The 26,951-nt window shown below is 59.9% G+C and carries 22 protein-coding genes and 5 pseudogenes; 14 read left to right on the forward strand and 13 right to left on the reverse strand.

What is annotated here, in order from left to right:
- The first annotated feature begins 34 nt into the window (after positions 1-34).
- Complete coding sequence (locus tag NE852_RS26230) at positions 35-502, forward strand: response regulator (RefSeq protein ID WP_008530336.1); 468 nt, start codon at positions 35-37, stop codon at positions 500-502.
- Between the two features lie 678 nt (positions 503-1,180).
- Here the strand turns inward: NE852_RS26230 and NE852_RS32790 are convergent.
- The 4 genes and pseudogenes from NE852_RS32790 to NE852_RS26245 all read right to left on the reverse strand — a co-directional run bounded on the left by NE852_RS32790 (position 1,181) and on the right by NE852_RS26245 (position 7,083).
- A complete protein-coding gene (locus NE852_RS32790) occupies positions 1,181-3,349 on the reverse strand; it encodes a hydantoinase B/oxoprolinase family protein (protein WP_374992015.1) in 2,169 nt (722 codons plus the stop codon).
- Positions 3,331-4,827, reverse strand: a pseudogene (locus NE852_RS32795) (hydantoinase/oxoprolinase family protein); the annotation flags it as partial. The gene NE852_RS32790 and the pseudogene NE852_RS32795, both read right to left, overlap by 19 nt.
- 92 nt (positions 4,828-4,919) lie before the next feature.
- Complete coding sequence (locus NE852_RS26240; protein ID WP_258156929.1) at positions 4,920-6,194, reverse strand: MFS transporter; 1,275 nt, start codon at positions 6,192-6,194, stop codon at positions 4,920-4,922.
- A 79-nt stretch (positions 6,195-6,273) separates the two neighbouring features.
- A complete protein-coding gene (locus tag NE852_RS26245; protein ID WP_037172766.1) occupies positions 6,274-7,083 on the reverse strand; it encodes a putative hydro-lyase in 810 nt (269 codons plus the stop codon).
- A 108-nt stretch (positions 7,084-7,191) separates the two neighbouring features.
- Here NE852_RS26245 and NE852_RS26250 point away from each other — a divergent pair, with 108 nt between their 5' ends.
- Positions 7,192-8,103, forward strand: coding sequence for a LysR family transcriptional regulator (locus NE852_RS26250; protein ID WP_008530348.1), 912 nt, complete (start codon positions 7,192-7,194; stop codon positions 8,101-8,103).
- A pseudogene (locus NE852_RS26255) lies at positions 8,100-8,377 on the forward strand (FAD-dependent oxidoreductase); the annotation flags it as partial. The gene NE852_RS26250 and the pseudogene NE852_RS26255, both read left to right, overlap by 4 nt.
- 96 nt (positions 8,378-8,473) lie before the next feature.
- Here NE852_RS26255 and NE852_RS26260 read toward each other — a convergent pair.
- The 3 genes and pseudogenes from NE852_RS26260 to NE852_RS26270 form a co-directional block, all read right to left on the reverse strand.
- Positions 8,474-9,123, reverse strand: a pseudogene (locus NE852_RS26260) (2'-5' RNA ligase family protein).
- Between the two features lie 366 nt (positions 9,124-9,489).
- Positions 9,490-11,583, reverse strand: a complete 2,094-nt coding sequence (locus NE852_RS26265) for an ATP-binding protein (RefSeq protein WP_008530355.1) — start codon at positions 11,581-11,583, stop codon at positions 9,490-9,492.
- Entirely contained in the window at positions 11,580-12,338 is a 759-nt protein-coding gene (locus NE852_RS26270; RefSeq protein ID WP_374992013.1) for a response regulator, read from the reverse strand. The genes NE852_RS26265 and NE852_RS26270 overlap by 4 nt, the downstream gene beginning before the upstream one ends.
- A 197-nt stretch (positions 12,339-12,535) precedes the next feature.
- Here NE852_RS26270 and NE852_RS26275 point away from each other — a divergent pair, with 197 nt between their 5' ends.
- The 5 genes from NE852_RS26275 (at position 12,536) to NE852_RS26295 (ending at position 18,878) form a co-directional block, all read left to right on the forward strand.
- On the forward strand, positions 12,536-13,558 hold the full coding sequence (locus NE852_RS26275) for an ABC transporter substrate-binding protein (protein WP_037172773.1): 1,023 nt from the start codon (positions 12,536-12,538) through the stop codon (positions 13,556-13,558).
- 119 nt (positions 13,559-13,677) lie between these two features.
- The gene (locus tag NE852_RS26280) at positions 13,678-14,706 is read left to right on the forward strand and encodes an ABC transporter substrate-binding protein (protein ID WP_008530359.1); all 1,029 of its coding nucleotides are present in this window, start codon (positions 13,678-13,680) and stop codon (positions 14,704-14,706) included.
- Positions 14,707-14,774: 68 nt separating this feature from the next.
- On the forward strand, positions 14,775-16,988 hold the full coding sequence (locus tag NE852_RS26285; protein ID WP_008530360.1) for an iron ABC transporter permease: 2,214 nt from the start codon (positions 14,775-14,777) through the stop codon (positions 16,986-16,988).
- The gene (locus NE852_RS26290) at positions 16,985-18,046 is read left to right on the forward strand and encodes an ABC transporter ATP-binding protein (RefSeq protein ID WP_008530361.1); all 1,062 of its coding nucleotides are present in this window, start codon (positions 16,985-16,987) and stop codon (positions 18,044-18,046) included. Before NE852_RS26285 ends, NE852_RS26290 begins: the two co-directional genes overlap by 4 nt.
- Before the next feature lie 31 nt (positions 18,047-18,077).
- The gene (locus NE852_RS26295) at positions 18,078-18,878 is read left to right on the forward strand and encodes an inositol monophosphatase family protein (RefSeq protein WP_008530362.1); all 801 of its coding nucleotides are present in this window, start codon (positions 18,078-18,080) and stop codon (positions 18,876-18,878) included.
- Positions 18,879-19,154: 276 nt separating this feature from the next.
- On the opposite strand, the gene NE852_RS26300 is transcribed toward NE852_RS26295, so the two are convergent.
- The 3 genes from NE852_RS26300 to NE852_RS26310 all read right to left on the reverse strand — a co-directional run bounded on the left by NE852_RS26300 (position 19,155) and on the right by NE852_RS26310 (position 21,596).
- Positions 19,155-19,694: an NUDIX hydrolase gene (locus NE852_RS26300; protein WP_008530363.1), complete on the reverse strand. Its 540-nt coding sequence runs from the start codon at positions 19,692-19,694 to the stop codon at positions 19,155-19,157.
- 241 nt (positions 19,695-19,935) lie between these two features.
- On the reverse strand, positions 19,936-20,955 hold the full coding sequence (locus NE852_RS26305) for an inorganic phosphate transporter (protein ID WP_008530365.1): 1,020 nt from the start codon (positions 20,953-20,955) through the stop codon (positions 19,936-19,938).
- Positions 20,955-21,596, reverse strand: a complete 642-nt coding sequence (locus NE852_RS26310; RefSeq protein WP_008530367.1) for a DUF47 domain-containing protein — start codon at positions 21,594-21,596, stop codon at positions 20,955-20,957. The genes NE852_RS26305 and NE852_RS26310 overlap by 1 nt, the downstream gene beginning before the upstream one ends.
- A 165-nt stretch (positions 21,597-21,761) precedes the next feature.
- Here NE852_RS26310 and NE852_RS26315 point away from each other — a divergent pair.
- A pseudogene (locus NE852_RS26315) lies at positions 21,762-21,959 on the forward strand (elongation factor G); the annotation flags it as partial.
- Here NE852_RS26315 and dinB read toward each other — a convergent pair.
- Positions 21,948-23,009 (reverse strand): annotated as a pseudogene (dinB, locus tag NE852_RS26320) (DNA polymerase IV); the annotation flags it as partial. The pseudogenes NE852_RS26315 and dinB sit on opposite strands and share 12 nt — an antisense overlap.
- A 146-nt stretch (positions 23,010-23,155) precedes the next feature.
- Here dinB and NE852_RS26325 point away from each other — a divergent pair.
- The 5 genes from NE852_RS26325 (at position 23,156) to NE852_RS26345 (ending at position 25,860) form a co-directional block, all read left to right on the forward strand.
- The gene (locus NE852_RS26325) at positions 23,156-23,533 is read left to right on the forward strand and encodes a hypothetical protein (RefSeq protein ID WP_008530369.1); all 378 of its coding nucleotides are present in this window, start codon (positions 23,156-23,158) and stop codon (positions 23,531-23,533) included.
- On the forward strand, positions 23,526-24,047 hold the full coding sequence (locus NE852_RS26330; RefSeq protein ID WP_008530370.1) for a hypothetical protein: 522 nt from the start codon (positions 23,526-23,528) through the stop codon (positions 24,045-24,047). Before NE852_RS26325 ends, NE852_RS26330 begins: the two co-directional genes overlap by 8 nt.
- On the forward strand, positions 24,044-24,928 hold the full coding sequence (sigJ, locus tag NE852_RS26335) for an RNA polymerase sigma factor SigJ (RefSeq protein WP_258156930.1): 885 nt from the start codon (positions 24,044-24,046) through the stop codon (positions 24,926-24,928). The genes NE852_RS26330 and sigJ overlap by 4 nt, the downstream gene beginning before the upstream one ends.
- 333 nt (positions 24,929-25,261) lie before the next feature.
- Entirely contained in the window at positions 25,262-25,570 is a 309-nt protein-coding gene (locus NE852_RS26340; RefSeq protein ID WP_008537324.1) for a type II toxin-antitoxin system RelB/DinJ family antitoxin, read from the forward strand.
- Positions 25,567-25,860, forward strand: a complete 294-nt coding sequence (locus NE852_RS26345) for a type II toxin-antitoxin system RelE/ParE family toxin (protein ID WP_258156931.1) — start codon at positions 25,567-25,569, stop codon at positions 25,858-25,860. The genes NE852_RS26340 and NE852_RS26345 overlap by 4 nt, the downstream gene beginning before the upstream one ends.
- A gap of 102 nt (positions 25,861-25,962) precedes the next feature.
- Here NE852_RS26345 and NE852_RS26350 read toward each other — a convergent pair whose 3' ends face one another.
- Together NE852_RS26350 and NE852_RS26355 are read right to left on the reverse strand one after the other, a co-directional pair.
- Entirely contained in the window at positions 25,963-26,373 is a 411-nt protein-coding gene (locus NE852_RS26350) for a LysR substrate-binding domain-containing protein (RefSeq protein WP_258156932.1), read from the reverse strand.
- Between the two features lie 8 nt (positions 26,374-26,381).
- The gene (locus NE852_RS26355) at positions 26,382-26,840 is read right to left on the reverse strand and encodes a LysR family transcriptional regulator (protein ID WP_258156933.1); all 459 of its coding nucleotides are present in this window, start codon (positions 26,838-26,840) and stop codon (positions 26,382-26,384) included.
- Positions 26,841-26,951 lie beyond the last annotated feature (111 nt).

Consider the following 26,951-nt stretch of genomic DNA (forward strand, 5'->3'; position numbering starts at 1 on the left):
ATGAACTCAGCATCGTTTTCGACGTAGTTGGTCCATGACAGAATCCACCGATATCGTGCGAGGCTCGACGATCCTGATCGTCGATGACGAGCCCGCCAATGTTTCGCTGCTGGAGCGCATCCTCAAGCGCGAGGGCTTCACGGCGCTGATCAGCACCACCGAGCCGCGCGAAGCCTTACGGCTCTTTCGCGAGCACCCGGTCGATCTCGTTCTCCTCGACCTGATGATGCCCGATCTCGACGGATTCGCTGTGCTGGAAACCTTCGCAAGGCTCATTCCCGATAACAGCTACCTGCCGATCTTGGTCCTGACTGCCGATGCGACCCTGCCGACGCGCAGGCGGGCGCTTTCGCTTGGCGCCAAGGATTTCCTGACGAAGCCATTCGACGCGATCGAGGCTGTCTTGCGCATTTTCAATCTGCTCGAAACCCGCATCCTGACGCTGGAGCTTGCCAAACACGGGCTGGCGACGCCGAAATCCGAACGTCCCCGCATCGGTTGACCGCTCAGTGGCGGGAAACAAGCCTTTGCGATCAATACATCCTCAGGCCGGTAAGGGCGCACCAGTAGGCTGCTCGGTGAATCAAGTTCCATGGATGACGTTTTTGCCATGGAACTGAAAATCACGGGGTCAACGATTCTATTCCCTTCAAGGCGATCCAAATGCCGCGAAGGTTGCAGCGACATCGTTCATTCGACCCGTAAAGATGTCGAGAGGAGCCACTGCGAGTGGCCCCTGGATCATTGGAAAAGGTAGACAACGATCGAAGTGACGGTCACATTCATCCCGTCGCGATGAGCGAGAGAAAGCGCAATATTCCTCGCCGCTCTTGTCGTCATGCTTCGCCTGGTCGGCCATCACCGGATCTAACGTTCCGTCGCCAAAATGGGGTAGACGGACTGCCAGTCGCCTTTCCCAGTCCGATAACCTCATCGAAGTAGCCATCATGCACCGACTCCTTCTCATCGTGGGAATGGCTGCGGCTGTGGTTGTTTCCCGAACATGTTTGGGCGTCTGCCGCTTCCGCGAAAGCCGATGTCGCGGATGCAGCCAGTGCGTATCTAATTGTTCTGATCGCCCACGAAATGCAGATTTCAAGCTCTGCACGAGCGCAATATCGGCGAAATCCAGAAGAGGTTTTGATCCATCCGCCGCCGAGACAGGCTACCCTCAAGCCTGTCATCCGCTGCCCGGAGTGCCATAGCCACCCCCTGTCGGAGTGATGATCGTGATTGCCTCTCCTTCGCAAAGTCGCGTTTGCGCGCACCCCGGAAGGATTTCGATTTGTCGGTCGAAGCGGCGAACACGGTTTTCGCCCGTTTCTCCCGCTTCTCCGCCGGCGAGCCCGAAGGGCCTCACGGTACGATGGCCTGAGAGGATCGCACAGTCCATCTCTCGCCGAAAGCGGATCGTGCGGCTGGTGCCGTCGCCGCCATTCCAGCGCCCCCTGCCTCCGGAGCCTGCGCGTATGTGGAAATCCTCAAGCACGACGGGAAAGCGCAATTCGAGGATTTCCGGGTCCGTTAGACGTGAATTCGTCATGTGGGAATGGACACCGGCAGCGCCGGCAAAACCTTCGCCCGCCGGAGCGCCGGAGCAAAGCGTTTCGTAATATTGGTGCGCCTCATCACCGAAGGTCAGATTGTTCATCGTGCCTTGCGAGGAGGACAGCTTGCCGAGCGCGCCAAAGAGACAGTTGGTGACGGCCTGGCTCACCTCGACGTTTCCGGCGACGACTGCCGCGGGCCGGCGGGGAGAAAGCATCGAGCCTTCCGGTACAATGATCCTGATGGGGCGGAGGCAGCCGGCATTCATCGGGATATGGTCTTCCACCAGAACACGGAAGACATACAGGACCGCCGCACGTGTGATCGGTTCGGGGGCGTTGAAATTGTCCGGCTGCTGCTCCGATGTTCCGGTGAAGTCGACTGTGGCCTCGCGGTTTGCGCGATCGATGCTGACGCGGACCTTGATCTGGCATCCCTGGTCCATCGTATAGTTGAACTCGGCATCATCGAGACGGGCGATCAACCGGCGGACGCTTTCCGCGGCATTGTCCTGCACATGTCCCATATAGGCTTCCACGACATCGAGGCCGAATTCCGCTACCATCTTTCGCAATTCGTCGGCACCCTTCTGATTGGCGGCGATCTGGGCCCTGAGGTCGGCGACATTCTGATCGGGATTGCGAACAGGGTAGGGTGCTTTTGTGAGCAATTGCGTCAGTTCCGCCTCCCGAAACCGACCTTGGTCGACGAGTTTGAAATTGTCGATATAAACGCCCTCCTCATCGATGGTCCGGGCGTTCGGCGACATCGATCCAGGAGCGGTGCCGCCAATGTCGGCGTGATGGCCACGAGATGCCACCCAGAACAGGATGTTCTGCACCGCGTCGTCGAAGATCGGAGTGCAGACCGTGATATCGGGCAGGTGCGTGCCGCCATTGTAGGGCGCGTTGATGGCAAAGACGTCTCCAGGGTGGATGATCGGGTTGCCCGCGATGATCGCTTCCACCGACCGGTCCATCGATCCGAGATGTACCGGAACGTGAGGCGCATTGGCGACAAGCGCGCCATGGCGATCGAAGACGGCACAGGAGAAGTCGAGACGCTCCTTGATGTTGACGGAGGAGGCCGTGTTTTGCAGCGTGAAGCCCATCTGCTCGGCAATCGACATGAAGAGGTTGTTGAATATCTCGAGCATAACCGGATCGGCGCCCGTCCCGAGAGCAGCCGACCGCAATTTGGCGGCTCTGCGTTCGAGCACGATGTGGTCCCGCGGTGTCAGCGTGGCTGTCCATCCGTTCTCGACGGTAATGGTCTGATTGGGTTCGATCAACAGGGCCGGACCGGTGATCATCTGACCAGAGGAAAGATTCTCACGCCGATAGATTGGGGCGTCGTGCCATTCCCCCTCGGAAAAGAAACGTGTTCGGGCTAAGGGGTGTGGATCGACAGCGTGTTCGACCAGGTCTGGCGCCAACTCGACCTGCCGTCCGCCTCCGACTGCCTCGATGACGAGCGTTTCGACGATCAGAGGCTTGTTGTGGTCGACAAAGCCGAAGCGAGATTTATGCGCGGCATCGAAGCCCGTTTTCAGGGTATCGCCGTTGAAATCGCCAATGGTGATCTCGCCTTTTCCCGCTTCGATGCGGGCAGCACCAATTTCCAGCGCAGCGTCCGCACCGGCATAGCGGATAAGCAGCCGCAGATTGACGGCGATTTCCTTGGCGTCGACCCCTTGTTCGCCGATCTCCCGGATGGCTTCTTCGGACAAGGGCTGAGCAGCCGCAGCGATTGCCTCGATGTTGTCTGCAGACAGCGGGAGATCGAGTGAGACCTGGCGCATGGCGCGGATTTCGGCAAGCCCCATGCCGTAGGCGGAAAGCAGGCCGGAAAAGGGGTGGACGAGTACCTTGGTCATGCCGAGCGCATCGGCGACCAGGCATGCATGCTGGCCGCTGGCTCCACCAAACGCATTCAACGCATAGCCGCTGACATCATATCCGCGCGCGATGGAGATCTTCTTCACCGCTTCTGCCATGTTCGCGACGGCGATCTTGAGGAAGCCGTCGGCCACTTCCTCACCGCTGCGCCCATCGCCGATTTCCGCGGCGAGTTCATCGAAGGCCACCTTGACCGCGGGATAGTCCAGGGGTTGATCCTGGCTTTCGCCGAAGATCGCCGGGAACATGTCGGGTATGAGTTTGCCGACCATGATATTGGCATCCGTGACGGCAAGCGGGCCTCCTTTGCGATAACCTTTCGGTCCTGGGTTGGCGCCGGCGGATTCAGGGCCGACGCGGAAACGCGCACCGTCGTAGCGCAGAAGCGAGCCGCCGCCCGCAGCGACGGTATGGATCTGCATCATCGGTGCACGCATCCGCACGCCGGCGACTTGGGTTTCGAATGTCCGCTCATATTCTCCGGCGAAATGCGCAACGTCCGTCGAAGTGCCGCCCATGTCGAAGCCGATCACTTTTGCGAAACCAGCCTCCGCGCCGGTCTGGGCAAGCGCGACCACGCCGCCGGCCGGTCCCGACAGAATGGCGTCCTTGCCCTGGAACAGACTGGCGGCGGTCAATCCGCCGGCGGATGTCATGAAGATCAACCGTGTTCCGGTTCGCTCGAGATCCAGTTCTTCCGCCACCTGCGCCACATAGCGGCGAAGGATCGGCGACAAATAGGCGTCGACGACCGTCGTGTCTCCGCGACCGACGAACTTGACCAGCGGCGAAACCTCATGACTGACCGAAATCTGCGAAAAACCCATTCCGCGGGCGAGCGCGGCAATTACCCGCTCATGGGAAGGGTAGCGATAGGCATGCATCATGACGATAGCGAGGGATTTGAACCCGCGGGCGATGATCTCTTCGAGGGCTTTGCGGACTTCCGTTTCGTTCAGCTCCTTCTCGACCTCGCCATCGGCGAGAACCCGCTCGTCGATTTCGGCGACGAAGCTATAGAGAAGGTCGGGTTTCACGATATGCTTAGCGAAAATATCGGGCCGCGCCTGGTAGCCGATCTCCAACGCGTCGCGGAAGCCGCGAGTGGTCATGAGAGCCGTTGGCTCTCCTTTGCGCTCCAGCAGGGCATTGGTCGCAACCGTGGTTCCCATGCGGACCTCGCCGATTGCACCAACTGGTATCGGCTCATTGGAATCGAGCTTCATCAAAGCTCTGATGCCGGCAACAGCTGCGTCCCGGTAGGCAGTCGGATTTTCGGAAGCATCTTGCGGGCGTGCAACTGGCCTGTGGGATCGCGTCCGATGACATCGGTAAACGTGCCGCCGCGATCGATCCAGAAATCCCAATGTGATTGACTCATGACTCATCCATCCGCGCGAAATGCACGGTCCTTGTTTCTTTGATCGTGGAAGAGGGATGAACTGCGGCGGCTGCCGCAGTTCATCGAAAGGATCAGTCGGCCGCCAGTTCCTTGCCCTTGGTTTCGGGCAGCGCGAAAGCGGCGATGATGACCAGCATGTATGCGATGACCGCGAAAATCGCGATCGCCTTGCCAAGCGGCATGGAAGCCGTCGCAATGCCGACCAGCGTCGGATTTAAGGCGGCAACGCCGCGACCGAAATTATAGGTGAAGCCCTGGCCCGCCGCGCGAGTGCGGGTTGGGAAATTCTCCGTGAGAAAGGCTCCCATTCCGGCGAAGATGCCGGAAGCGAAGAAGCCTAGCGGAAAACCGAGAAACAGCATCAGCGTATTGTTGATCGGCAAGTAGGTGTAGACCACGACGGTCACCATCGCGCCGATGGCGAACAACATGAACTTCTTGCGGCGGCCGATGATGTCGGACAAATAGGCGCCCGTGACATAGCCGAAGAATGAACCGACGATGATGACGGCAAGATAGCCGCCGCTGCCGATGACACTCAATTGCCGTTCTGACTTCAGAAAGCTCGGGAGCCAAGTAGCGATCGCATAATAGCCGCCCTGCGCACCGGTGGTCATCAGCGACAGCAGCATTGTGCGGCCGATCATCGAGGGGGCGAAGATTTCGGTGATGCGCACAACCTCGCCAGAGGCTTTCAGGTTTTTCCGCGAGGAGATATACACCTCGGGCTCCTGGATGAACCGGCGCATGATGATGGCGAGAATGGCCGGTGCGAGCCCAGCCCAGAACAGCCCGCGCCAAGCCTCCTCCTGCGGCATTAGGCTGAACAGCACGGTGGACAGCAAAACGGCTGCGCCCCAGCCGACAGACCAGGCACTCTGGACCATGCCGACCGCTTTGCCGCGATGCTTTGCAGCGATGACTTCGGCCATCAGCACCGCGCCGGCCGACCATTCGCCACCGAAACCAAGCCCCATGAGCGCACGGCATACGAGAAGCTGTTCGAAATTCTGTGCAAAACCGCTGAGGAAGGTGAACACGGCGAACCAGATCACGGTGATCTGCAATGTGCGCACCCGCCCGAACCGGTCGGCGAGAATGCCGGCAAACCATCCACCCAGTGCGGACGCAAGGAGCGTTACCGTGGCGATGATCCCGACATCAGTGTTGGAAATCGCCAGCGTGGCAATGATCGCCGGTATTGCGAGACTGTATATCTGGACGTCGAAGGCATCCAGCGCGTATCCGGAGAAGCAAGCCCAAAACGTGCGCTTCCCCGGTTGCGTCAGTTCACCATACCAACCTCGCTGCTCGTGGTGCGTGGAGACTGCGTAATTGTCTGTCATGCTATTCCCCTTTTCGTTCTTGAGTCTGTCATTTTCCCGCGGTTTTCCCAGTTTTTATTGGCGGGTGCCATCGCTCCATTTAGAAGGCGACGAGAGCGGCGTTCGGTTTGTCCGTCACCAGCATGCAGCCGGGTGCGTGGGTGATCGCAAATTTCAGCCGCGCAGCCTCGATGATGGCTTGCGGCGTTACCCCGCATGCCCAGAAAACGGGCAGTTCGTCGGGCATGATGCGTGTCGGGTCGCCGTAGTCCGGCTGATCCATGTTCGCAATGCCAATTGACCCCGGCAAGCCGATATGGATGGGGGCGCCGTGCACCGCGGGCATCCTCGACGTGATCTGGACCGCACGGATAGCGTCGGCTGGAACGAGCGGTCGCATGGACACGACCATCGGGCCTGAAAACGGTCCGGCCGGGACGCACTCAATATTCGTCCGGTACATAGAGACATTATGCCCTTCTGAAACATGGCGAAGCTTTATGCCGTTTGAGGCCAGTGCTTCCTCGAATGAAAAGGAGCACCCGATAGCGAAGGCGACGAGATCATCGCTCCACAGATCATTGATATCCCCCGTCTCGGCCGCCAGCGCCCCATCTTTCCAGACACGATATCTCGGCACATCCGTCCGGACGTCGAGGTCGAGGCCAAGCTCCGGAATACGCGGCGATCCCTTTTCGGAGATGCCTACCAGCGGACATGGTTTGGGATTGCGCATACAGAACCGAAGAAAATCCTCAGCGAGAGCGCTTGGCAGGATCGCGAGATTAGCTTGGACATAGCCGGGTGCGGTACCGCTGGTTTCTTTCTCCCAACTGCCGTTCCTGCAGACCGCCCGGACTGCGAGTGGATTGGAAAAGGCCTGTCCCTGATGAGTAGGAGACATGTTCATGGAGTTACCTCGCTTTCTTCGAATACAGCATCCGCGAAAACTTGATAATTGCAAATTGTCGTTTTTCATGAACATTGATAAATTCAATTTATCATTGGAGGCGCGGGTGTGGTAGACTTCAAAGCTCTTGAAACGGTGTTGTGGATTGCGCAGCTGGAGAGTTTCCGCGCTGCCGCAGACAAGCTGAATACGACCCAGCCAGCCATTTCCGTAAGAGTGGCGCAGTTGGAGGACGAGCTTGGAACGCAATTGTTCGATCGCTCAAGCCGGACATTGACCGTCACGCCTTCCGGGCGCCAAGTGCTGGCTTATGCCGATCGACTCCTTCGGCTGCGAGCCGAAATGCTGCATGCTATTGCCGATCGAACCCATCTCGGTGGTACATTCAAGATCGGCGTGGCAGAAACGATCGTCCACACCTGGCTCCCGCGCTTTCTGGAACAGGTGAGCAGCACCTATCCTAAGCTTGCGCTTGAGATCGAGGTGGATATTTCCACCCATCTGCGCGAGCGGTTGCTCCAACAGAAGATCGATCTGGCCTTTCTCGTCGGCCCCTTAAGCGCTCCCGCCGTCCTTCAACGGCCTCTTTGTCGGTTTCCAGTGAGCTTTGTCGCCAGTCCAAAGGTCAAAGCAGATCTCAAGGACGGTTCGCTGGCCGAAATCGCGCGTTGGCCAATTCTCACTTTTGCACGCAACACGCAACCTTATGTCCAGGTCTCCCAGCTCTTTTCCGATCCAGCCCTGCCGACACCGAGAATATATGCGAGTTCGTCGCTGGCGACGTTAATACGCATGGCGTTGGACAGCCTTGGAATTGCAGTCATACCGCCTTCGATCGTTACGGCTGAATTGGCGGCCGGAAGATTGGTGGATCTTGATATCTCTCCCAAACTTCCGGATCTCCAGTTCGTTGCGGGCTGGCTAGGCACCCCCGACCGTCGCACCCTGGAGGAAGTGGTGGAAATCGCTTCTTTGGCGGTAGAAGCCACGGTTGAGTGGCATGAAGAGCCGGGCCGGTAACGACGGCCGCGGCATCAAACGTCACTGGCAAATGGGTGGTCGTGGCAACCAATTCTCCGATAAACGATCGTGTCGCCCTTCACACCAAACAAGCACCGCCTCGGACTTACGCGATATCATACGAAATCGAGCGTGGGACCATTGCGGATGGGCTCTATTGGGACATGGAAGATCCGTATCACTAGTGCGCCTGCAACCCGGTGAGGGTACAACGGACTTTGTCATCATCGGAGGGGAAGACCACAAAATGGGGGCGGTTCACGAAGCCAGAAAACTCTAGCCTCCGATGGTCCAGAATCCTGGGGCGGTTCAATTGTCGCATTCCTTTGTGCGACCAAATCCTACGTCAGGCGTGCCGCTGCGCCGGCGATCACAATTCAACGGCAGTCCTGCCGGGAGCCCGCGATGTTTCACCGGCCCGCCCCTGCAGTAGCGGCGCACTCAGCTTATTGATCTCGATACTCGGATACACTCTTTCTTCCAACAATTGAAGAGATCGAACAGTGATCCCTATCGGGGTAAAACCGATATCCAAATTGACCTTTGATATCCGTTCCGCAGCAGAAAACCTGAACAGCGTTATGTGGGCGATCTGGGGCGGTCTTGGACGACGATCCTCGAAGCAGATGGCATCTGATATGGCCGAACGCAGTTCATGCAGTCCTGGCGGTTCCGCTGCCTTTATGAAGACAGCGGCCTCTGAAGTAGCGACCTCACTGAATTCGAGATCAAATGGCGGTGTCTTCTCCACAAGTTTATCGATGATCTCCTTCCATTCTCCCCTCTCAGCTTCCAAACCTCATGGTTTGGAACTGTGAAGTGGGCTATCGCGTCTATCAAGGTCACGACCGTCATGTGCAGGCTCGCGATGGGAAGGCGCAAAAGCGGGGCAGTAATGTGCCGCTCGATGCGGTCCTGCACGTCACCGAGCTTTGATAGCAAGGTGGTCTCGGGAAAATACTGTAAATGAAAAGCGCAGCACTGCCTCAGCCATAACGTGTCTGCCTTCGTTTGAATCACAACGCGGTCCCTCCATCTAGTGCATCCGGCAAGCTCTCAAGCTGAGTGCTTCTCCATGCAGCGCAATAGGCCTCGCAATTCGGGCCCATTGACGAGAGACGCAGCTTCACCGGGCCGCATCCAGACAATCATGCGCTCGTCCTTTGGGTATCGTCCAGCGCCAAGTATCGCGGGGCTCGTGACCAGGAGAACTTCGGCGCCGTCGTCGACCATCGCGCGAAAATACAAAGCGCCGTACTGCTGCCCGACCACCATCGAGGATCGTCTTGGCGTGGTCAACCAGCCGGTTCAATTGAATTTTGACCTTCTTGACGTTGAGAAGTTGGGGCGTATTTCGATTGCCAGCAAGCTGGCGCGGAACGCAATTCATGCCAGAAACATGAGTTCGACGACTGTTCCCTTGCCCGGCGCCGAGGCAATGCGAGCGTCGCCGCCGCTCTGGCGGACGAAGCCATACACCACGGCTAGGCCGAGACCTGCGCCGCCTTCGGCATCTCGGGTTGTAAAATAGGGTTCGAAGGCCTTGTCGACGGCTTCGGGTGTCATGCCTATACCATCGTCCCTGACGCTGACGATCACACCTGCCTCGCTACGGGAGCAGCGGATGAGGATCGTTCCGCCCTCCGGCATGGCCGCGGAGGCGTTGAGGCAGAGATTGAGGATCGATTGTTCGAAGAGCGCAGTGTCAATGAGAACGGTAGGCAGGCCGTCGGATGTCTCGAAAGCAAGCCGGCATTTTTCGCCGACGGCAATTTCCAGCACGTCGCCCATGCCGCGCAGCACCGAGCCGAGTTCTACCTCGCTAGGGTGGATCGGTTGCTGGCTGCCGATGGAAAGCATGCTCCCGGCCAGTGACCTGCCGCGGTCGGCAGCTTTGCGGATGCGAGCGAGATGCCGCTTTTGCCGCTCATTGAAGCCGGTTTCCCGTTCCAGCAGGCCGAGGCTGCCGGTGATGATGCCGATCATATTACCCACCTCATGGCTCACCTGATGGGTCATGCGCATGATGCCGTCGAGGCGTTGAATCTTTGCTGCCTCCGCCTCCTGCCGGTCCATGTCGGTAATATCGCGCGCCAGCAGCACGATGCCGCCGTCGGGTTGGCGCGATAGCGACACTTCCGTCACCCGCCCTGCTTCGGAGCGGTGGCGTAGCACCGACCGGTCGGAGAGCAGGCCGGTGTCGTTCTCGGCCGGCAGGAGTGCGGGATCGATCTCCGGCAGTGGCGTCACGAAACTGCGGAGCGGCAATTTCCTGGCCGAACCAGACCAGCCGACCAGCTCGATGACACGGCGGTTCATAGTGATCGGCCGGCCGCGCGGATCGAACAGCGCGATGCCTTCGTTCATGCTGCGGAAGGTGGAGCGGATGGTGCGGGCGGCGGCCTCCGCCGTGCGCCGCAGCCGCGTGACGCGCTCGACGCTCTCGCGAAACGCGCGGAAGGCTTCGAGCAGGCGCACCAACTCGGTTTCCGTGCCGTCATAGCGCGGCGCATCGACATCCTTGCGCCCTTCCGCCAGCGCGTTCATGCCGTTCGAAAGCGCGACGATGCCGCGGGAGACGCGCATGACGGAGCGGATGGACAGGAAGGCCATTGCCAGCACCAGCAGCGAGGCGATGGCGACTATTACGAGGATGCGGCTCAAAGCGTCGGAGGTCGAGACGAGATCGTCGCTGAGGCTGCGCGCCACTGCCTCGCTTTGCGTTTCAGTCGCGTGCGACAGATCACGCGAGACACTATGAAGACGTGAGACGGCAGCGCGGATGGCGAACATTTCGAGGAGATAGCGCGTCTGCGCCTCAAAGACCCGTTCGTACGGCGCAAGCTCGGCCGCAGAAATTCGGATGTCCGGCGCGGCACGTTCGAGTCGCGGAGCGGTTTCGGAAACATAGCGCCGACGCAATTCACCCAGTTGGAAGAGACTATCCGAATTGGAGGCGGATTGAACGATGGCGTTCAGCCGAACGCGGAAATCTGCATCCGCAACGCGGCTGCCGGTGGCGATCTCACCGAGCGCTGCTGCCGCCTCCGCCTTGTGCTGCTGCGCGGAATCCGCATCACCTGCAAGTGCGGTTGTCTGCGTGCGGATCGTTTCCAGGAACTCGACTATGCGGCGGCTGGCAAAACCCTTCACGACGGCCTCGTCGTTTTCCGGCTGCATGGCGCGCAGCAGGCTATCGACCTGCAGCACGACCGAGCGGCTTTCACTGGAGACGCGGTAGGGTGAGGTCGCATTCATCAGGAAGGGCGCGCTGGAGACGAGATCGGAAACCTGGCGAGAGACCAGCGAGGCTTTGGCGAGACTCGAGAACGCCTGCAGACCGTAGGCGGTCATCTCTTCGCGCGCCCGCTGCAAGCCGTAAACGGCAATCGTCGCCAGGCTGAAGACGAGAACGCAGATAAAGACGATGGCGAAGGGCAGGCGAAAGGCGATGGAGGAGAGAAACGGACGGCTGATCACGATACGATCTCGCCCTCGTCGGTGTCGAGAACATAGCCCTTGCCGCGGCGCGTCTTGATATGGCGTGGCAGGTCCGGATTGCGCTCGATCTTGCGACGCAGACGCAGCACGAGCACATCGACATTGCGGTCGATAAAGCGCTCGCTTTCGGCGCCCAGGCGGTCGAGGATATGGGCGCGGCTAATAGGCACGTTGGGCGTTTCGGCGAGGATTTCGAGCAGCGCGAACTCGGCGCTCGTGAGCGATTTGGCGGGGTCGATGCGGCAGACGGCGCGGCGGCTCTTGAGGTCCACCGACCAGTCGCCGAGCTTCAACGATGTGGGTTCGTGCTCCCGCTCGCCTTCCCGCTCGGGCTTCAGCGAGGGGATTGTCCGGCGCAGCACGGCCTTGATGCGGGCTGTCAATTCGATTGGCTCGAAGGGTTTGACGACGTAGTCGTCGGCGGCCGTTTCGAGCCCGAGCACCCGGTCCGCGGCGCTGCCGGCAGCCGTCACCATGACGATGCCGATGTTGGTCCGCGCGCGCAAGCGCTGCGCGAAGGTGCGGCCGGAGGTGCCGGGCAGATTATGGTCGACGAGCACGAGATGCACGGTTTCGCGCGAAAGCACGATTGCAGCGTCTTCCGCCGAGCGCGCAGTGAGCGGCGTCCAGCCCTCCGCCTCCACGAGGTCGGAGATAAGCTCCGACATGTCTGGATCGTCCTCGACGATCAGAATGCTTATCCTCTCATTCAACACATGCACGTCCTCCCGCATCCATTATAGGCAGGGCCGTCACGATCTTCAAAGCGGGCTCGTGTTATGCGCTTTGTCACATTTGTAACCTTTGTCATTTTTGCGATGGCGGATCCGCTGCCGCTGTAAGAACCGTAACCATTCTCAGGTTGCGCTAGGCGGCAGATCTGACATCCTGACTGCGGAGATTGGGACGCAAGGTCCAATGGGAGGAAATCGTGAGAGGCATCATCGCTTTCAGCGCGATGGCAGCTTTGTGGCTGGCGAGCGCCGGTACCGGCACAGCTGCCCCGTCACTCACCGTTCTGTGCGGTGTGGACGAGATGTGGTGTGCCGCGATGAAGACGGCGTATGAGGCGAAGACCGGCCTCGAAATCTCGATGACCCGAAAGAGCACCGGCGATATCCTCAATCAGATCCGCGCGGAGAAAGCAGCGCCTACCGTCGATGTCTGGTGGGGCGGCACGGGCGACACGCATCTGCAGGCCGGTTCTGAAAATCTTCTCGAACCTTACCAGCCGGCCCATGAGCGCGACATGCTGCCCTGGGCTCAGAACTTCTTCGCCATGTCCGGTGGCCGCTCGGCCGGCATCTATGCCGGGGCGCTCGGCTTTGCCTACAATGCCGATTTGCTGCGCGAGCTGAAGCTGCCGGCGCCGAGCTGCTGGAAGGACCTCACGGACAATGCCTATCGCGGCCGCATACAGAGCGGCAATCCGAATTCGTCCGGGACAGCCTTCACCACGCTTGCGACGCTGGTGCAGCTCTTCGGCGAGGACGAGGCTTTCCGTTATCTCGCTGCGCTCAACCGCAATATCGAACGTTACACCCCATCGGGATCTGCGCCTATAAAGGCGGCGGCGCGCGGAGAAACGCTCATCGGCATTTCCTTCATGCATGACGCCGTCACGCAGAAGCAAACGGGCTCTCCTCTTGTCATCGTCGCCCCCTGCGAGGGAACCGGCTACGAGATCGGCGCCGTAAGCATCGTCAAAGGCGCCAGGAACATCGAAGAAGCAAAGCGCTTCGTCGACTTCGCGCTGAGCCCGGAAGGGCAGGGTACGGGTGCAGCGTCTGGCCAGAACCAGGTGCCATCCAACGCGAAATCCACGCTGCCGCTGGCAGCCCCTGATATTTCGATGATCAAGATGGTGGATTATGACTTCGCCACCTTCGGCTCGCCGGAAGAACGAAGTCGATTGCTCCACAGGTTCGATGCGGAAATCGCCGCAACGAACTGATCGAGCCCTTTAAACAAAACGCAATCCGAAACCGTGAACGCGCTGCCGCGGCAGGCCGATGGCCCCGCTGTGTCTTGTTCACGCGAAAGTTCAAACTCAGGCAACAGGAGGATGCCAACATGAAAATCAAGTCCCTTACCCTCATGCTCTTCGCCGGCTCGGCGCTCGGTGCGCTGCCCGCACAGGCGGCTGGCGAACTCAACCTCATCTGCTCGGCCGACGTCGTCATCTGCGAGCAGATGAAGGGTGATTTCGAGAAGGCGCATAACGACATCAAGGTGAACATGGTTCGCCTCTCGTCCGGCGAGACCTATGCTAAGGTGCGCGCCGAGGCCCGCAACCCGAAGACCGACATCTGGTGGGCCGGCACGGGCGACCCCCATCTTCAGGCGGCGGCGGAAAATCTGACGCTGGAATATAAGTCTGCGAAGCTCGATGAACTCAACGACTGGGCGAAGAAGCAGGCTGAAAGCTCCGGCTACAAGACGGTCGGCGTCTATGCCGGCGCGCTCGGCTGGGGCTACAACACGGAAATCTTCAAGTCCAAGGGCTACAAGGAGCCGGTCTGCTGGGCCGACCTTCTGGCGCCGGAACTGAAGGGCGAAATCCAGATCGCCAATCCCAATTCTTCCGGCACCGCATACACGGCGCTTGCCTCGCTGGTGCAGATCATGGGCGAGGATCAGGCCTTCGACTACCTGAAGAAGCTGAACGGCAACATCTCGCAATATACCAAGTCTGGCTCGGCCCCCGTCAAGGCGGCTGCACGCGGCGAGACGGCGCTCGGCATCGTCTTCGTGCACGACGCGGTGGCGCAGACGGCGGAAGGCTTTCCGGTCAAGTCGATCACGCCGTGCGAAGGCACCGGCTATGAGATCGGCTCCATGTCCATCATCAAAGGCGCGCGCAACCTCGACAATGCGAAGATCTGGTACGACTGGGCGCTGACGGCAGAGGTCCAGTCCCGCATGAAGGATGCCAAATCCTTCCAGCTGCCTTCCAACAAGAGTGCGACCATCCCGAAGGAGGCGCCGCGCTTCGAGGACATCAAGCTGATCGACTACGACTTCAAGACCTATGGCGACCCGGCAAAGCGCAAGGAACTGCTGGAACGATGGGATCGCGAGATCGGCGCCGCCGCTAACTGATGTCCTGACCGGCGGCGCCTGTCTCCCAGGCGCGCCGCTCCCTAAACTCAAAGACAGCGAGGTCAGCCATGAAACATGGCAATCGCAGGCTGGACATGGTCCTGATCCTGGGCGCGGTCGCATTGACCCTATTGCCCTGGTATCGGATCGAGAACGGCTTCTTCGGATTCGGTTGGCTGGCCGGTTTCCCCTTTTCCTCGGAGGCTGCCCCGGGTCTCGTGCAGATATTCGCGCATGGCCGGCCGTGGCTTTCCGGTGCGCTCGTGCTGCTCCTCCTAGCGCTCGCCGCCCGCGGCATGGCGGATCCGATGCGCCGCAGCGCCGTGCTGGCCTCGACCGGCGCGATCGGCGTCCTCTTCCTCTCGATTCAGGGCCTTGCCATCGGCTTTTCCGGCTGGACCTGGACGGTGAGCGACACTCTCTTCGGCCCGCTTTCGAATGGCCAGCCCTCCATGGGGGCGGGCGCGGTGCTCTCCGCCATCACCTTCGTGCTGCTCTTCGCCTTCGGCCTTGCCGAGCGCGGCGTCATGAAGGGAGATGCCTTCGTGGTCAGCGCGATTGCGCTGCTCGTCTTCCTTGTCGCGGTCTTCGTCTTCTACCCGATCGGCAGCATGTTCGTCGGTTCGGTGCAGGATTTCGACGGTTCGTTCAATGCGGCCAACTTCATCCGCAATATTCAGGATCCGAGCATCTGGAGCCTCAACTGCGTGATCGGCGCCGGTCGCTGCGGTGTCGCCTGGCGCACGCTGTGGCTCGCCATCATGACCGGCCTCGGCTCGACCCTGCTCGGCCTTGCCTTCGCGCTCGTCGCCACCCGCACGCGCTTTCCCTTCAAGAAGGGGCTGCGAATGCTCACGATCCTGCCGATCATCACGCCGCCGTTCGTCATCGGTCTGGCGCTTACATTGCTCTTCGGCCGCGCCGGCGTCGTTACTCAAGGCCTGTCAAGCCTGTTCGGCATCGAGCCCGGCCGCTGGCTTTACGGCCTCACGGGCATCTGGATCGCGCAGGTTCTATCCTTCACGCCGATCTCCTTCCTCGTGCTGATCGGCGTCGTCGAGGGCGTCAGCCCGTCGATGGAGGAGGCGTCCACGACGCTGCGCGCCGGCCGCTGGCGCACGTTCTGGCGGGTGTCGCTGCCGCTGATGAAGCCCGGTCTCGCCAACGCCTTCCTCATCGGCTTCATCGAAAGCATGGCCGATTTCGGCAATCCGCTGGTGCTCGGCGGCAGCCATGGCGTGCTCTCGACGGAAATCTTCTTTGCCGTCGTCGGTTCGCAGAACGACCCCTCACGCGCCGCCGTGCTCGCCATGGTTCTGCTCGCCTTCACGCTTTCGGCCTTCCTTGCCCAGCGCGTCTGGCTGTCGGGCAAGAACTTTGCCACCGTCACCGGCAAGGGCGACAGCGGATCGCATATCGCCCTGCCGCGCGGGCTGGCGATCGGCGTTCACGCGCTGGTCATCCCGTGGATCGTCTTCACGCTCGTTATCTACGGCATGATCCTGATCGGCGGCTTCGTGAAGACCTGGGGGCTGGATAATTCGCTGACGCTCGACCACTACGCCAAGGCCTTTTCGATCAGCTTCGAAAACGGGATTGCCTGGACGGGCGTCGCCTGGAACTCGTTCTGGACAACGATGGAGATCGCACTGATCTCCGCCCCCCTGACCGCCGCCGTCGGTCTGCTCACCGCCTACATCATCGTGCGCCAGAAATTTTCCGGCAAGAATGCCTTCGAATTCGCCCTGATGATGAGCTTTGCCATTCCCGGCACGGTCATCGGCGTCAGCTATATCATGGCCTTCAACCTGCCGCCGCTCGAAATGACCGGCTCGGCGCTGATCCTGATCGCCTGCTTCGTTTTCCGCAACATGCCGGTCGGCGTGCGCGGCGGCATTGCGGCGATGAGCCAGCTCGACAAGAGCCTGGACGAGGCCTCGCTGACGCTCCGGGCCAACAGCTTCCGCACGATCCGTAAGGTCATTCTGCCGCTCTTGCGCCCCGCCATCACCGCCGCGCTCGTCTATTCCTTCGTGCGCGCCATCACTTCCATCAGCGCCGTCATCTTCCTCGTCAGCGCCGAATACAACATGGCGACCTCCTACATCGTCGGCCTCGTCGAGAATGGCGAATACGGCGTGGCGATCGCCTATTCCTCCATGCTGATCGTCGTGATGCTCACCGTCATCGCCGGCCTCCAGCTCATCGTCGGCGAGCGGCGTCTGCGCCGCGAAAACCGCGTCGCCGGCCTCGCCACCTCTCGTCAGGAGAAAATCGCATGATCAACCAGAAAGCCGGTTCCGTCGTCTTCCAAAACGTGCGCAAGACCTTTGGCGCCTTCACGGCCATCCCGGACCTCTCGCTCACCATCGAGCCCGGCACGCTCGTCACCCTGCTTGGCCCCTCCGGCTGCGGCAAGACGACGACGCTGCGCATGCTCGCCGGCCTCGAACATCCCTCGGCTGGAAAGATCGTCATTGGCGGCAAGGACGTCACCATGCTGCCGGCCAATGAGCGCGATGTCTCGATGGTCTTCCAGTCCTATGCGCTGTTTCCGCATATGAATGCGGGCGACAATGTTGCCTATGGCCTGGAATCCTCCGGTCTCAGCCGCAAGGAGGCGCGCGAGAAAGCAGAGGAGGGGCTGGCGCTCGTCGGCCTTGCCGGCATGGGCCATCGCCTTCCGGCCGAACTCTCCGGCGGTCAGCAGCAGCGCGTCGCTGTCGCCCGCGCGCTGGTGCTGGAGCCGCAGGTGCTGCTGCTCGACGAACCGCTCTCCAACCTCGATGCGCGCCTGCGCCGCAAGGTGCGCACGGATATCCGCGCGCTGCAGCAACGGCTCGGCTTCACGGCCGTTTATGTCACGCACGATCAGGATGAGGCTCTGGCCGTGTCCGACCGCATCATCGTCATGAAGGATGGCGAGATCGCCCAATCCGGCACGCCGCGCGAGCTTTACGAAGCGCCGGCATCGTCCTTCATCGCCGACTTCATGGGAGAAGCCAATGTCATCCCTTGCGAGGTGATCGGCATCGAAGGTACGGAGGCGCTCATCCGCGTGGCGGGGGTGCACCACCGGCTGCCGGGGCGCGGCGCAAAACCCGGCATGGCGAAACTTGCCGTCAGGCCCGGTTCGATCGCGATCGCGGCACCCGGTCAGCAGGGTCTGGCGGGGCGGGTTCTCCATAGCGCCTATCTCGGAGGGCATGTCGAATATGAGATCGAAACCGATGTCGGAACGCTCTTCATCATCGACCATGCCGTCGAAAGAAACCTTCCGCCAGCCAGCGATGTCACACTCGGATTCGAAAACCGCGGCATTGCACTGATCGCTGCCTGAACTATTGGAATGCAAATAAAAGGATAGAAGTATGACTGTGCGTGACACGGATCTCGAGCGGCGCTTCAGTTTGGCAAAATCCCTTGCCGAGGAAGCCGGCGCGCTTGCGCTCGATTATTTCAACAAGCGCGAGAGCCTCGTGATCGAGACGAAGCGCGACCTCCAGGATGTCGTGTCGATTGCGGACCGCAACGTCGAGACCTTCTTGCGTGAGCGGGTTGCCGCGGCAATTCCCGAGGACGGCTTCCTCGGAGAGGAGTTCGGCCATCAGGAGGGAAGTTCGGGCTTTACCTGGGTCGTCGATCCGATCGACGGAACCTCGCCCTTCGTCAACGGCATGCCGACCTGGTGCGTTTCGATCGCTGTCCTGCATGGCGGCATCCCTGTGATCGGGGTGATCAAGGTGCCCTGCGTCGATGAGCTGTATGCTGCCGCTCAGGGCCGCGGCGCAAGCCTCAACGGGACGATGCTCGGGCTCGATCCGTCCCGCACGATACAGAACGCGATGACGGGCATCGGCTGCAACAGCTATGTGTCACCAGAGCGTGTCGGCTCCATCATAACGGCACTGCTCGCCGCTGGCGGCAACTTCATTCGCAACGGCTCGGGAGCGCTGATGCTGGCCTATGTGGCTGCTGGCCGCCTGGTCGGCTACTACGAGCCGCATATGCGGGCCTGGGACTGCATGGCCGGTTATTGCCTGGTGAAAGAAGCTGGTGGCGCCTACCTGCCGTTTCCGACCGAGGGGGAGGATCTGCACAAGGGGCATCCCGTTCTGGCGAGCAACGTTTCGGTTTACGAGGAGCTATTGGCCATCCATCAACTTCCGTGAAGGGCATAGGTCAAAAATGGGGAGGGTGATGAGCGGCATTCCGGCTCTAAAGCCGTGTTTGACCGCCTGCCGCATGTCCCTCTCCGAATGCCTCCCCGACCTTCCCCAGGTACTTCGCCACCACCGGTACCATTCAAAAGCTCACGGCGAGAGAGCGGCTGCGCTCCGACAGAGGCCGGCAATCTCGGCAGCCCCCCGCTGCAGTCTATCCGGCCTTGCTTCCGCATCTCGCGGACATCTCACCAGAAGAGGACGCCAGCCAGTCTTGGGTGGCAATCAGGGGGGTGATCTGTCACTCTTTTGAACCTTTTCCGATTTGGCCCTCAGCGCATTTTCGAGCTTCGTGAACAAGCCACGCAGTTCCGGTTCCTCAACCAATCGGGCGGCATCGACCAGGCGCACCCACGACATCTGGCGTTGATCTTGCTCCTTGAACGTCTCCGCGATCGACCCGATTTCCAGCGTGAACACTTCCACGAGGCAGGGAACGCTTTGTCCATCATCCAATCGCTTCAAATAGCTGTAGCGCCCGATGGCTTTCTTGCTGATCTTGCCGTTGACGCCGGCCTCCTCGAACGCCTCTCGCGCCGCGACCTGTCGCGGGCTCTTCCCTTTCATCGGACCGCCCTTGGGGATCACCCACCGCCCAGTTCCCCGCGAGGTGATGAGGAGCGCCTGGTATCCTTGTTCAGGATCCTGCCGGTAGCAGATCGCCGCATATTGCTCGAGCCACCGTTCACCAAACAACCCGGTGCCTGCCTTCGCGAGTTTGGAAAGATGTCTTTTCGCTTTTGGCAATGCTTCCTCGAGCAGCATTCTGCTGCGTGGTATAGGGTTTCATCAGAGCCGCAGGAAACAGGAAAACCCAATTTACATTACGCTTTTGTGCGACGCGAACTGAAGGAAAACGTCAACGCAACGAAGATCAACCTGCACACGTGCGTCGCAGGCAATCAATGCGAGCGCGACTGTTCACTAGGCCCGACATGCCCCGTCCTTATCCCCGCAAATTAGGCTGTCGGCAGCGATGCTGCTGCCGGACCGGCCCTGAACGACATCACAGAAAAAGGACGTGGTTCAATACCGTGACCAGCCAAAACGAAAGTGCTGATATCACCGCCGCCGCCGGCAGGGTGATGACCCACGCGACCACGATGTTGCCCGCCAACCCCCACCGGACTGCGGAGGCGCGCTTTGCGGCGCCGACGCCGATGATGGCTCCGGTTATGGTGTGGGTGGTCGAAACAGGTATGCCGAGCCATGTGGCGCCGAAGAGTGTCAAAGCGCCACCCGTTTCGGCACAGAAGCCTTGCATCGGGTTCAGCTTGGTGATCTTCGAGCCCATCGTATGAACGATGCGCCAGCCACCGAAGAGCGTGCCGAGGGCCATTGCCGCCTGGCATGAAAGCACCACCCAGAGCGGCACGTGAAAGCTGCCCCCGAGATAGCCCTGCGAATAGAGCAGTGCGGCGATGATGCCCATGGTCTTCTGTGCGTCGTTGCCCCCGTGGCCGAGCGAATAGAGGGACGCAGACACGAATTGCAGGAAGCGAAACGATCGATCGACGGCAAAGGGCGTCTGTCGGATGAATAACCATGTCACCGCCAGGATGAGGAACAGTGCCAGAAGGAAACCGATCATTGGCGACATGAAGATCGCCGATGCAGTCTTCAGCAGGCCGCTCCAAACGATCGAGGTCAGTCCTGACTTGGCGAGACCCGCTCCCACCAGCCCTCCGACTAACGCATGGGAGGAACTGGAGGGAATGCCGAATATCCAGGTCAGGACATTCCAGACGATGGCGCCGATGAGAGCCGCGAATATGACTTGCGGGGTGACGATCGCCGGATCGATGATGCCGGTCCCGAGCGTCTCGGCCACATGGAGCCCGAAGAACAGGAACGCGATGAAATTGAAGAAGGCCGCCCAGAAGACTGCATATTGCGGCCTCAGGACCCGGGTCGAGACAATCGTCGCGATCGAATTGGCCGCATCATGCAGGCCGTTCAAGAAATCGAATACTAGCGCGACGCAGATAAGGCCGACGAGGAGCGGAAGAGCGAGGGTGGCATCCATCAGACATTCTCGATCACGATGCCGCTGATCTCGTTGGCAACGTCCTCGAAACGGTCGACCACCTTTTCCAACTCGCCGTAGATCTCGCTGCCGATGATATAAGCCATCGGGTTGCTCGCGCCGTGCCGGCGAAACAGATCCTTGAGACCCTGCTCGTGCAGTTCGTCGGATCGTCCTTCCACGCGCGTGACCTGCTCGGCAATGGCCGAGAGTCGTGACGCATTGGCATTCATACGATCGAGCAATGGGATTGCCTCGGCAATAAGGTTGGCCGCCTCTACGACTGTCTTGCCCATCTCCTGCGTTCCGGGATCAAAGCTGGTCTGCTCGAAGAGGCGGATGGTCTTCACCGTTTTGTGCATCATGTCGATCGCGTCATCCATGGACTGGATGAGATCCTTGATGTCTCCGCGATCGAAGGGTGTGATGAAGCTTCGCCGCACGGCCTGCATGACCTCGCGGGTGATATTGTCGGCCTGGTCTTCCAATCGCACGATCGTTTCGCATTGCTTCTCGATCTCTATCCCCGACAGTAGCCGGTCCAGCGCTTGTGCGGCTCCGACGATCGTCTTGGAATGCTGTTCGAAGAGATCGAAAAACCGATCTTCGCGCGGCATCAACCTTCGAAACCAACCCAGCATGTGTACCTCGCGATTTTCGTGCGCCTAAAAAGTCGATGTTGGATGGCCGTCATCGTGCAGCCGTGTCGTAACCATTATCTGCTTGAGGAGATAGGGCCGAATTTCGGTTTATGACAGATTTATGACAGGCGGTGATGCCCGCATAGCGTCAGAGGGTCACATGGATCGGCACCCGAGGAGGCTGTGCTCGCCGCGCCCTATCTGCGGATAGTCGAAGCCTCGGGGACGCCTTGCATCCTCTTGGTCAACCGGATCGACGAACCAAGAGGGCAGTTGAGGGACGTGATCGCCGCGCTTCAAGACTACGCCAACCATACCCTTTTGCTTCGCCAGATCCCAATCCGAGAGGGGGCCAGCGTCATAGTCTGCAGCATCGAGGGAGGACAGCGTTACGCCGTGCAATCGAATTCCCTTGGAGACCGGAAAATCGGAGACAGCAGCAGATCGATGATCTCGGCGATCTCCAATGCATTCGCCACCGGCGCAACCGTAGTCTTGCTCCTGGTGATCTGGGTGAAATCGGCCCTCTTCACTTTGAGCGTCACGGTCTTGCCGCGAATGCCATTGGCTTCGCAATACCGCCAGACCTTGTCGACGAAAGGCCGCGGGCCGGCGCGGGCGGCATCAAAGTATGGAGGTCTTCGCCGAAGGTATCCTCGGCGCCAATCGATTTGCGAATGCGATCAGGTTTCACCTGACGCTCATTGATTCCGCGAGCGATCCAATAGAACCATGGTCCCGATTTTCCAAAATGCTGCTGCAGGAAGGGAAGGGTCCTCTCCTTGAGGTCGGCGCCGGCGTCGATCCCGTGTCGATGCATCTTTTCCGCCGTCGCGGGGCCGACCCCATGGAATCTCTTGACGGGGAGGGCCTCGACGAAGGCAGGCCCGTTCTTCGGCGTAATCACGGCCTGGCCGTGGGCTTGTTCAGGTCGCTCGCCATCTTGGCAAGGAATTTGTTGTAGCAAATCCCAGCCGAGGCGTTGAGGCCGGTGACTTGCTTCATCCTGGCGCGGATCTCCCGCGCGATCTCGGTAGCGATCTCCATTCCCTTGAGATCATGCGTGAAATCGAGATAGGCCTCATCAAGCGACAGCGGCTCGATCAGCGGTGTGTATTCCGCGAAGATCGCGCGGATCTGCTGCGACACCGCCTTATAGACATCGAAACGGAGCGGCACGAAGATCAGATTCGGACATTTGTGCTTGGCGGTCACCGACGGCATCGCCGAGTGGACACCATAGGCACGCGCCTCGTAGCTTGCCGCTGCCACCACGCTGTGGGCAGCCGATCCGCTGACGGCAACGGGCTTGCCGCGCAAGTCCGGATTATCGCGCTGCTCTTCCGTCGCATAAAAGGCATCTTGATCGACATGGATGATTTTTCGGACGGGGGTCGAGCTCATGGCGTTCATGGCGGCTTCAGCAATCGTAATGGGATTGGCATAGCATTCGGAGAGTGCAAGGCAAGGGGGCAGCAGGCAGACAAAGTTTCGAAATCGCCATAAGACGTGTCACAAACGGCACCTCCTTTCGTCCTTGTCAGCGAAAGGAGATTTTTATGCGATCATTGCTCTGTGCCCTCTCCGCCTTACAGCTCCTCAACGGCCTGTTGATGCTGCTCACCCCACCATTCTGGTACGGTGCCGTACCCGGTGTCGACGAGACCGGACCGTTCAACGCTCATTTCGTTCGTGACGCCGGCCTCGGTTTCCTCAGTGCCGGATTTGCCCTTTGGCTGGCGGCCATATACCCGCTGAGTGCCCGGTTGCTGGTCACGTTGGCGAGCGTTTTCCTGGTCGGCCATGCGCTGCTGCATCTCGCCGAGATCGCCATGCATGGCCCCGAACTCGGCCATATCGCGCGCGATCTCGCATTGATCGTGGTCCCGGCGCTGTTGCCGCTCATGATTTTCGCACGGAGGCGGTGCCATGTTTAGGCAACTGCTTGTCAACGCGGCCCGTAATTTCGGCGCGCGTTATGATTACGATATCGGCTATTTGGAAGCGATGGTGGCGCTCAGCGAGCGCGGCTTCCTCAAGCTCGCCCTTCTCACGCCCTTCACCCAGGAGCGTTTCGGCCTGCCGGCCGCGCCCTACTATGCGGCAAAATTCATTGCCGCCCGCGCCATGGATTGCGGTTCCTGCGCGATGCTGATCATCCGCATGGCGGAAGAGGCGGGTGTCCGACCGGATGCCCTGGCGGCCATCGCTAGGCGGGGCCCGGCTGATGCCGACATGCGGCTTGCGGCCGACTACGCCATGGCGGTCATCACGAATACGGGCGAGCTTCCCGCTCTTATCGAAACCGCAAGGGAGCGGTTTGGGGAAAAGGGGCTTTATGGCCTTGCCTCGGCGGTGACGGCCGGACAATTGTACCCGACATTGAAGCGCGGCGTCGGCGCGGCCTTGAGCTGCGAGATATTGCCCGCCGAGTTCCGGGAAACTGCATGATGATGGACCATGACAGGGATAAAGCGATGCCGCCGGCGCTGCGCCGGCGACTGGTGCGGCTTGCCTATCGCTATCTCGGCTCCGTCAGCGATGCGGAGGACATCGTCCAGGACGCCGCCATCAAGTTGCTGGCCAGCGACGATGTACGGGATCGCGATGCGTGGCTTGCGCGCGTCGTCACGAATGCTTCGCTCGACCGGCTGAGGCATCTGAAAGCGCGGCGCGAGACCTATATCGGCCCTTGGCTCCCCGAGCCGATCGTCGAGATCGAAGAAAGCCCCGGCGACAGGGAGCTCGACATATCCTTCGCTGTCATGCGGACACTTGAGACGCTTTCGCCGCTCGAGCGCGCCGCCTTTTTCTTGCACGACCTGTTCGGCATGGATTTCGAGACGGTCGCCGCCACACTCGGTCGCTCGCCGGCGGCGGTCCGCAAGCTCGCCTCGCGCGCCCGGCAGGCGGTAAAGGAGAGGCCGCCACGTTTTTTAGCGAGCCAGACCGACATCGAGCGGCTGCTGATCGCAATCGGTCAAGCCGTCGAAACGGAAACTATCGACGGGCTCGCGGCCATGCTGACCGAGGACATAGAGCTGGTCTCCGACGGCGGCGGCAAGGTGGTCGCGGCGCTGCGGATGCTCTCAGGCCCGCCTGAGGTGGCGGCCTTCCTCATGCACATCGCGCGCAAGCCGCGCGCCGGCGGCTGGCATTTCACGCCGGTACAAGCGAATGGCGGCGCGGGGGTGCTGATTGGTTCCGAAGCCGGTCTCGACAGCTTTATGGCCGTTGATCTTGATTCCGGAGGACGGATCGCCGGCATCTATCTTATCCGCAATCCGGACAAGCTCGTCCGCGTTTCCGCGAACGGCACACCGGCTGCGTGAATTGTGGTGTTTTGCCGTCAGGTGACGTGAAGACCATTTGTGTTAAGGATTTGAAGTCGAAGCAAAATCTCTGGTCGTCAAGATTGAATTTAAAGGACTTGCCCGTGCCGACAAATTCGCTGTCTGCGCTTGCTGCGACGACGTGTGAATTGTATCGGGTACGGCTTTAGTTCCATAAATACCCGATATGCCACATGATTGAGATGACGTTCGGCGGTTCGGACACATTCAGGAGCAACTACAGGAAACGAGAACCGGCAAAGGCAGCTCAACAGCGCTATGGCATTTGTCATTCATTTGCATTAACATCTCATCTGAAAGTCGGAGATCGCAATGGCTGCAAATGCACTGGTACAAACTCGTATTGACGCCGAGATTCGGGATCGTGCCTCCGCAGTGCTTGGAAATATGGGGCTTACGGTATCGGACGCGGTTCGTATCTTGCTCACCCGGACAGCCAACGAGGGTGCGCTGCCGCTGGAGCTTCTTTCAGGCAGCGAGGCCCATGACGCTTGGTTTCGCGCCAAGGTACTTGAAGCGCTGAACGATACGCGACCGGACGTTTCGGACGATGAAGTCGAGACCCATTTTGCTGAACGTAGAGCGGCCGCTCGCCTTAACGCGGGCGCGCGCAAATCGTGAAGCTCACCTGGTCTGCGTTCGCGTTATCGGATCGCGACGCCATCTTCACATACATAGAAGCAGAAAATCCGGCCGCCGCCATTCTGGTCGACGAACGGATCGCTGCTGCCGTCCGTCGGTTGATAGATTTTCCAGCGAGCGGCCGTGTTGGCAGAATCGCTGGCACCCGAGAACTGGTGATCAACGGCACGCCCTACGTCGCGGCGTATTCATTTAATGAAACAGCGGTCCGAATTCTTCGCGTTCTCCACGGTGCGCAGGAATGGCCAGATACTTTGCCAACGGGATAGGCTTTTTTCTATGCTGAGGATAGTCGGGTCGCTGGTTCGTATCGGTTCAAGGCGGCGAATTTTCCTTAGTGCATGCAACAAAAACTGGTACTCAATAGATGATTAAACAGCCTCTACCATTTTCGCTTCAATCCATCCGGCAAGGGTTTTAACGCCGGGATTTTGCCTGAGGTGATGAGCAATCCATAACTGCAATCTGTGCGGCCCGGGAGCGAACCCGAACGGAGCGACAAGATGTCCTGCGTTAACCTCGCGCTGAACCAGATAGTGAGGCGCCATGGCAACACCCGCGCCGAAGGTAGCCGCTTGAAGCATGAGATAAAAATGCTCATATTCCTCCGCAATCTGGATTTCCGGAATTTTATCTCCAACGGCTAGAAACCATTCTTCCCACGCTCCTTTCCGCGTCGCAGTGCCCAGAATTCTTGAGGATTTTAAATCCGAAGTGGATTTCATGGGATTCCGCAGGAGATATTCTGGGCTACAAACCGGCCCTATTTCCTCTCCGATCATATCGTGGATTACGACATCGTCGGGGGGGCATACATAGTGTTTCGGATCGCGACGCTGATGCCGTCCCCTGCAAAATCTACTTCTCCGTAGTTCACGTTGAGACGGAAATGGACATCCGGGTTGAGTCCGCGGAATTCGGGCAATCTCGGAATCAGCCAGTACTGCATGATCGTTGCCGAGCACGACAAGGTCAAAGGGCCAGCCGAAAGACGCGCTACCGCCAACTTAAGGGACCGGAACCCTTCGCTGAGTGTCTGCGCCATCTCGGCCCCCGCCGGCGTGGGCTCGGATGATTTCGAAAGGCGCCGGACTAACGTCGTCGCGTACAGGCGTTCCAACTCGCGAACGTGACGGCTTATGGCGCCATGGCTCACATCGAGTTCTTGTGCGGCTTTCGTCATACTTCCCAGCCGTATCGTCGCTTCCAACGCGCGAAGAGCATGCAAGGGAAGATTTGCATAGGACATTGATAGCCTCCTTACATACTGCACTAAGCAGGATCCCAAGACGATGTCAGCTTGATGCACATCAATGATGGTGTGAATTGCAGACCGCTCGACGTTTTACACGGGAATACG

Source organism: Rhizobium sp. Pop5 (assembly GCF_024721175.1).
Classification (GTDB): domain Bacteria; phylum Pseudomonadota; class Alphaproteobacteria; order Rhizobiales; family Rhizobiaceae; genus Rhizobium.

What these genes read in the sequence shown, in the direction of transcription:
- NE852_RS26230 (WP_008530336.1), top strand. Translation starts at nt 35, where the DNA reads ATGACAGAATCCACCGATATCGTGCGAGGCTCGACGATCCTGATCGTC.
- NE852_RS32790 (WP_374992015.1), bottom strand. Translation starts at nt 3,349, where the DNA reads ATGCGCCAGGTCTCACTCGATCTCCCGCTGTCTGCAGACAACATCGAG.
- NE852_RS26240 (WP_258156929.1), bottom strand. Translation starts at nt 6,194, where the DNA reads ATGACAGACAATTACGCAGTCTCCACGCACCACGAGCAGCGAGGTTGG.
- NE852_RS26245 (WP_037172766.1), bottom strand. Translation starts at nt 7,083, where the DNA reads ATGAACATGTCTCCTACTCATCAGGGACAGGCCTTTTCCAATCCACTC.
- NE852_RS26270 (WP_374992013.1), bottom strand. Translation starts at nt 12,338, where the DNA reads ATGCGGGAGGACGTGCATGTGTTGAATGAGAGGATAAGCATTCTGATC.
- NE852_RS26280 (WP_008530359.1), top strand. Translation starts at nt 13,678, where the DNA reads ATGAAAATCAAGTCCCTTACCCTCATGCTCTTCGCCGGCTCGGCGCTC.
- NE852_RS26285 (WP_008530360.1), top strand. Translation starts at nt 14,775, where the DNA reads ATGAAACATGGCAATCGCAGGCTGGACATGGTCCTGATCCTGGGCGCG.
- NE852_RS26290 (WP_008530361.1), top strand. Translation starts at nt 16,985, where the DNA reads ATGATCAACCAGAAAGCCGGTTCCGTCGTCTTCCAAAACGTGCGCAAG.
- NE852_RS26295 (WP_008530362.1), top strand. Translation starts at nt 18,078, where the DNA reads ATGACTGTGCGTGACACGGATCTCGAGCGGCGCTTCAGTTTGGCAAAA.
- NE852_RS26300 (WP_008530363.1), bottom strand. Translation starts at nt 19,694, where the DNA reads ATGCTGCTCGAGGAAGCATTGCCAAAAGCGAAAAGACATCTTTCCAAA.
- NE852_RS26305 (WP_008530365.1), bottom strand. Translation starts at nt 20,955, where the DNA reads ATGGATGCCACCCTCGCTCTTCCGCTCCTCGTCGGCCTTATCTGCGTC.
- NE852_RS26310 (WP_008530367.1), bottom strand. Translation starts at nt 21,596, where the DNA reads ATGCTGGGTTGGTTTCGAAGGTTGATGCCGCGCGAAGATCGGTTTTTC.
- NE852_RS26325 (WP_008530369.1), top strand. Translation starts at nt 23,156, where the DNA reads ATGCGATCATTGCTCTGTGCCCTCTCCGCCTTACAGCTCCTCAACGGC.
- NE852_RS26330 (WP_008530370.1), top strand. Translation starts at nt 23,526, where the DNA reads ATGTTTAGGCAACTGCTTGTCAACGCGGCCCGTAATTTCGGCGCGCGT.
- sigJ (WP_258156930.1), top strand. Translation starts at nt 24,044, where the DNA reads ATGATGATGGACCATGACAGGGATAAAGCGATGCCGCCGGCGCTGCGC.
- NE852_RS26340 (WP_008537324.1), top strand. Translation starts at nt 25,262, where the DNA reads ATGGCTGCAAATGCACTGGTACAAACTCGTATTGACGCCGAGATTCGG.
- NE852_RS26350 (WP_258156932.1), bottom strand. Translation starts at nt 26,373, where the DNA reads ATGATCGGAGAGGAAATAGGGCCGGTTTGTAGCCCAGAATATCTCCTG.
- NE852_RS26355 (WP_258156933.1), bottom strand. Translation starts at nt 26,840, where the DNA reads ATGTCCTATGCAAATCTTCCCTTGCATGCTCTTCGCGCGTTGGAAGCG.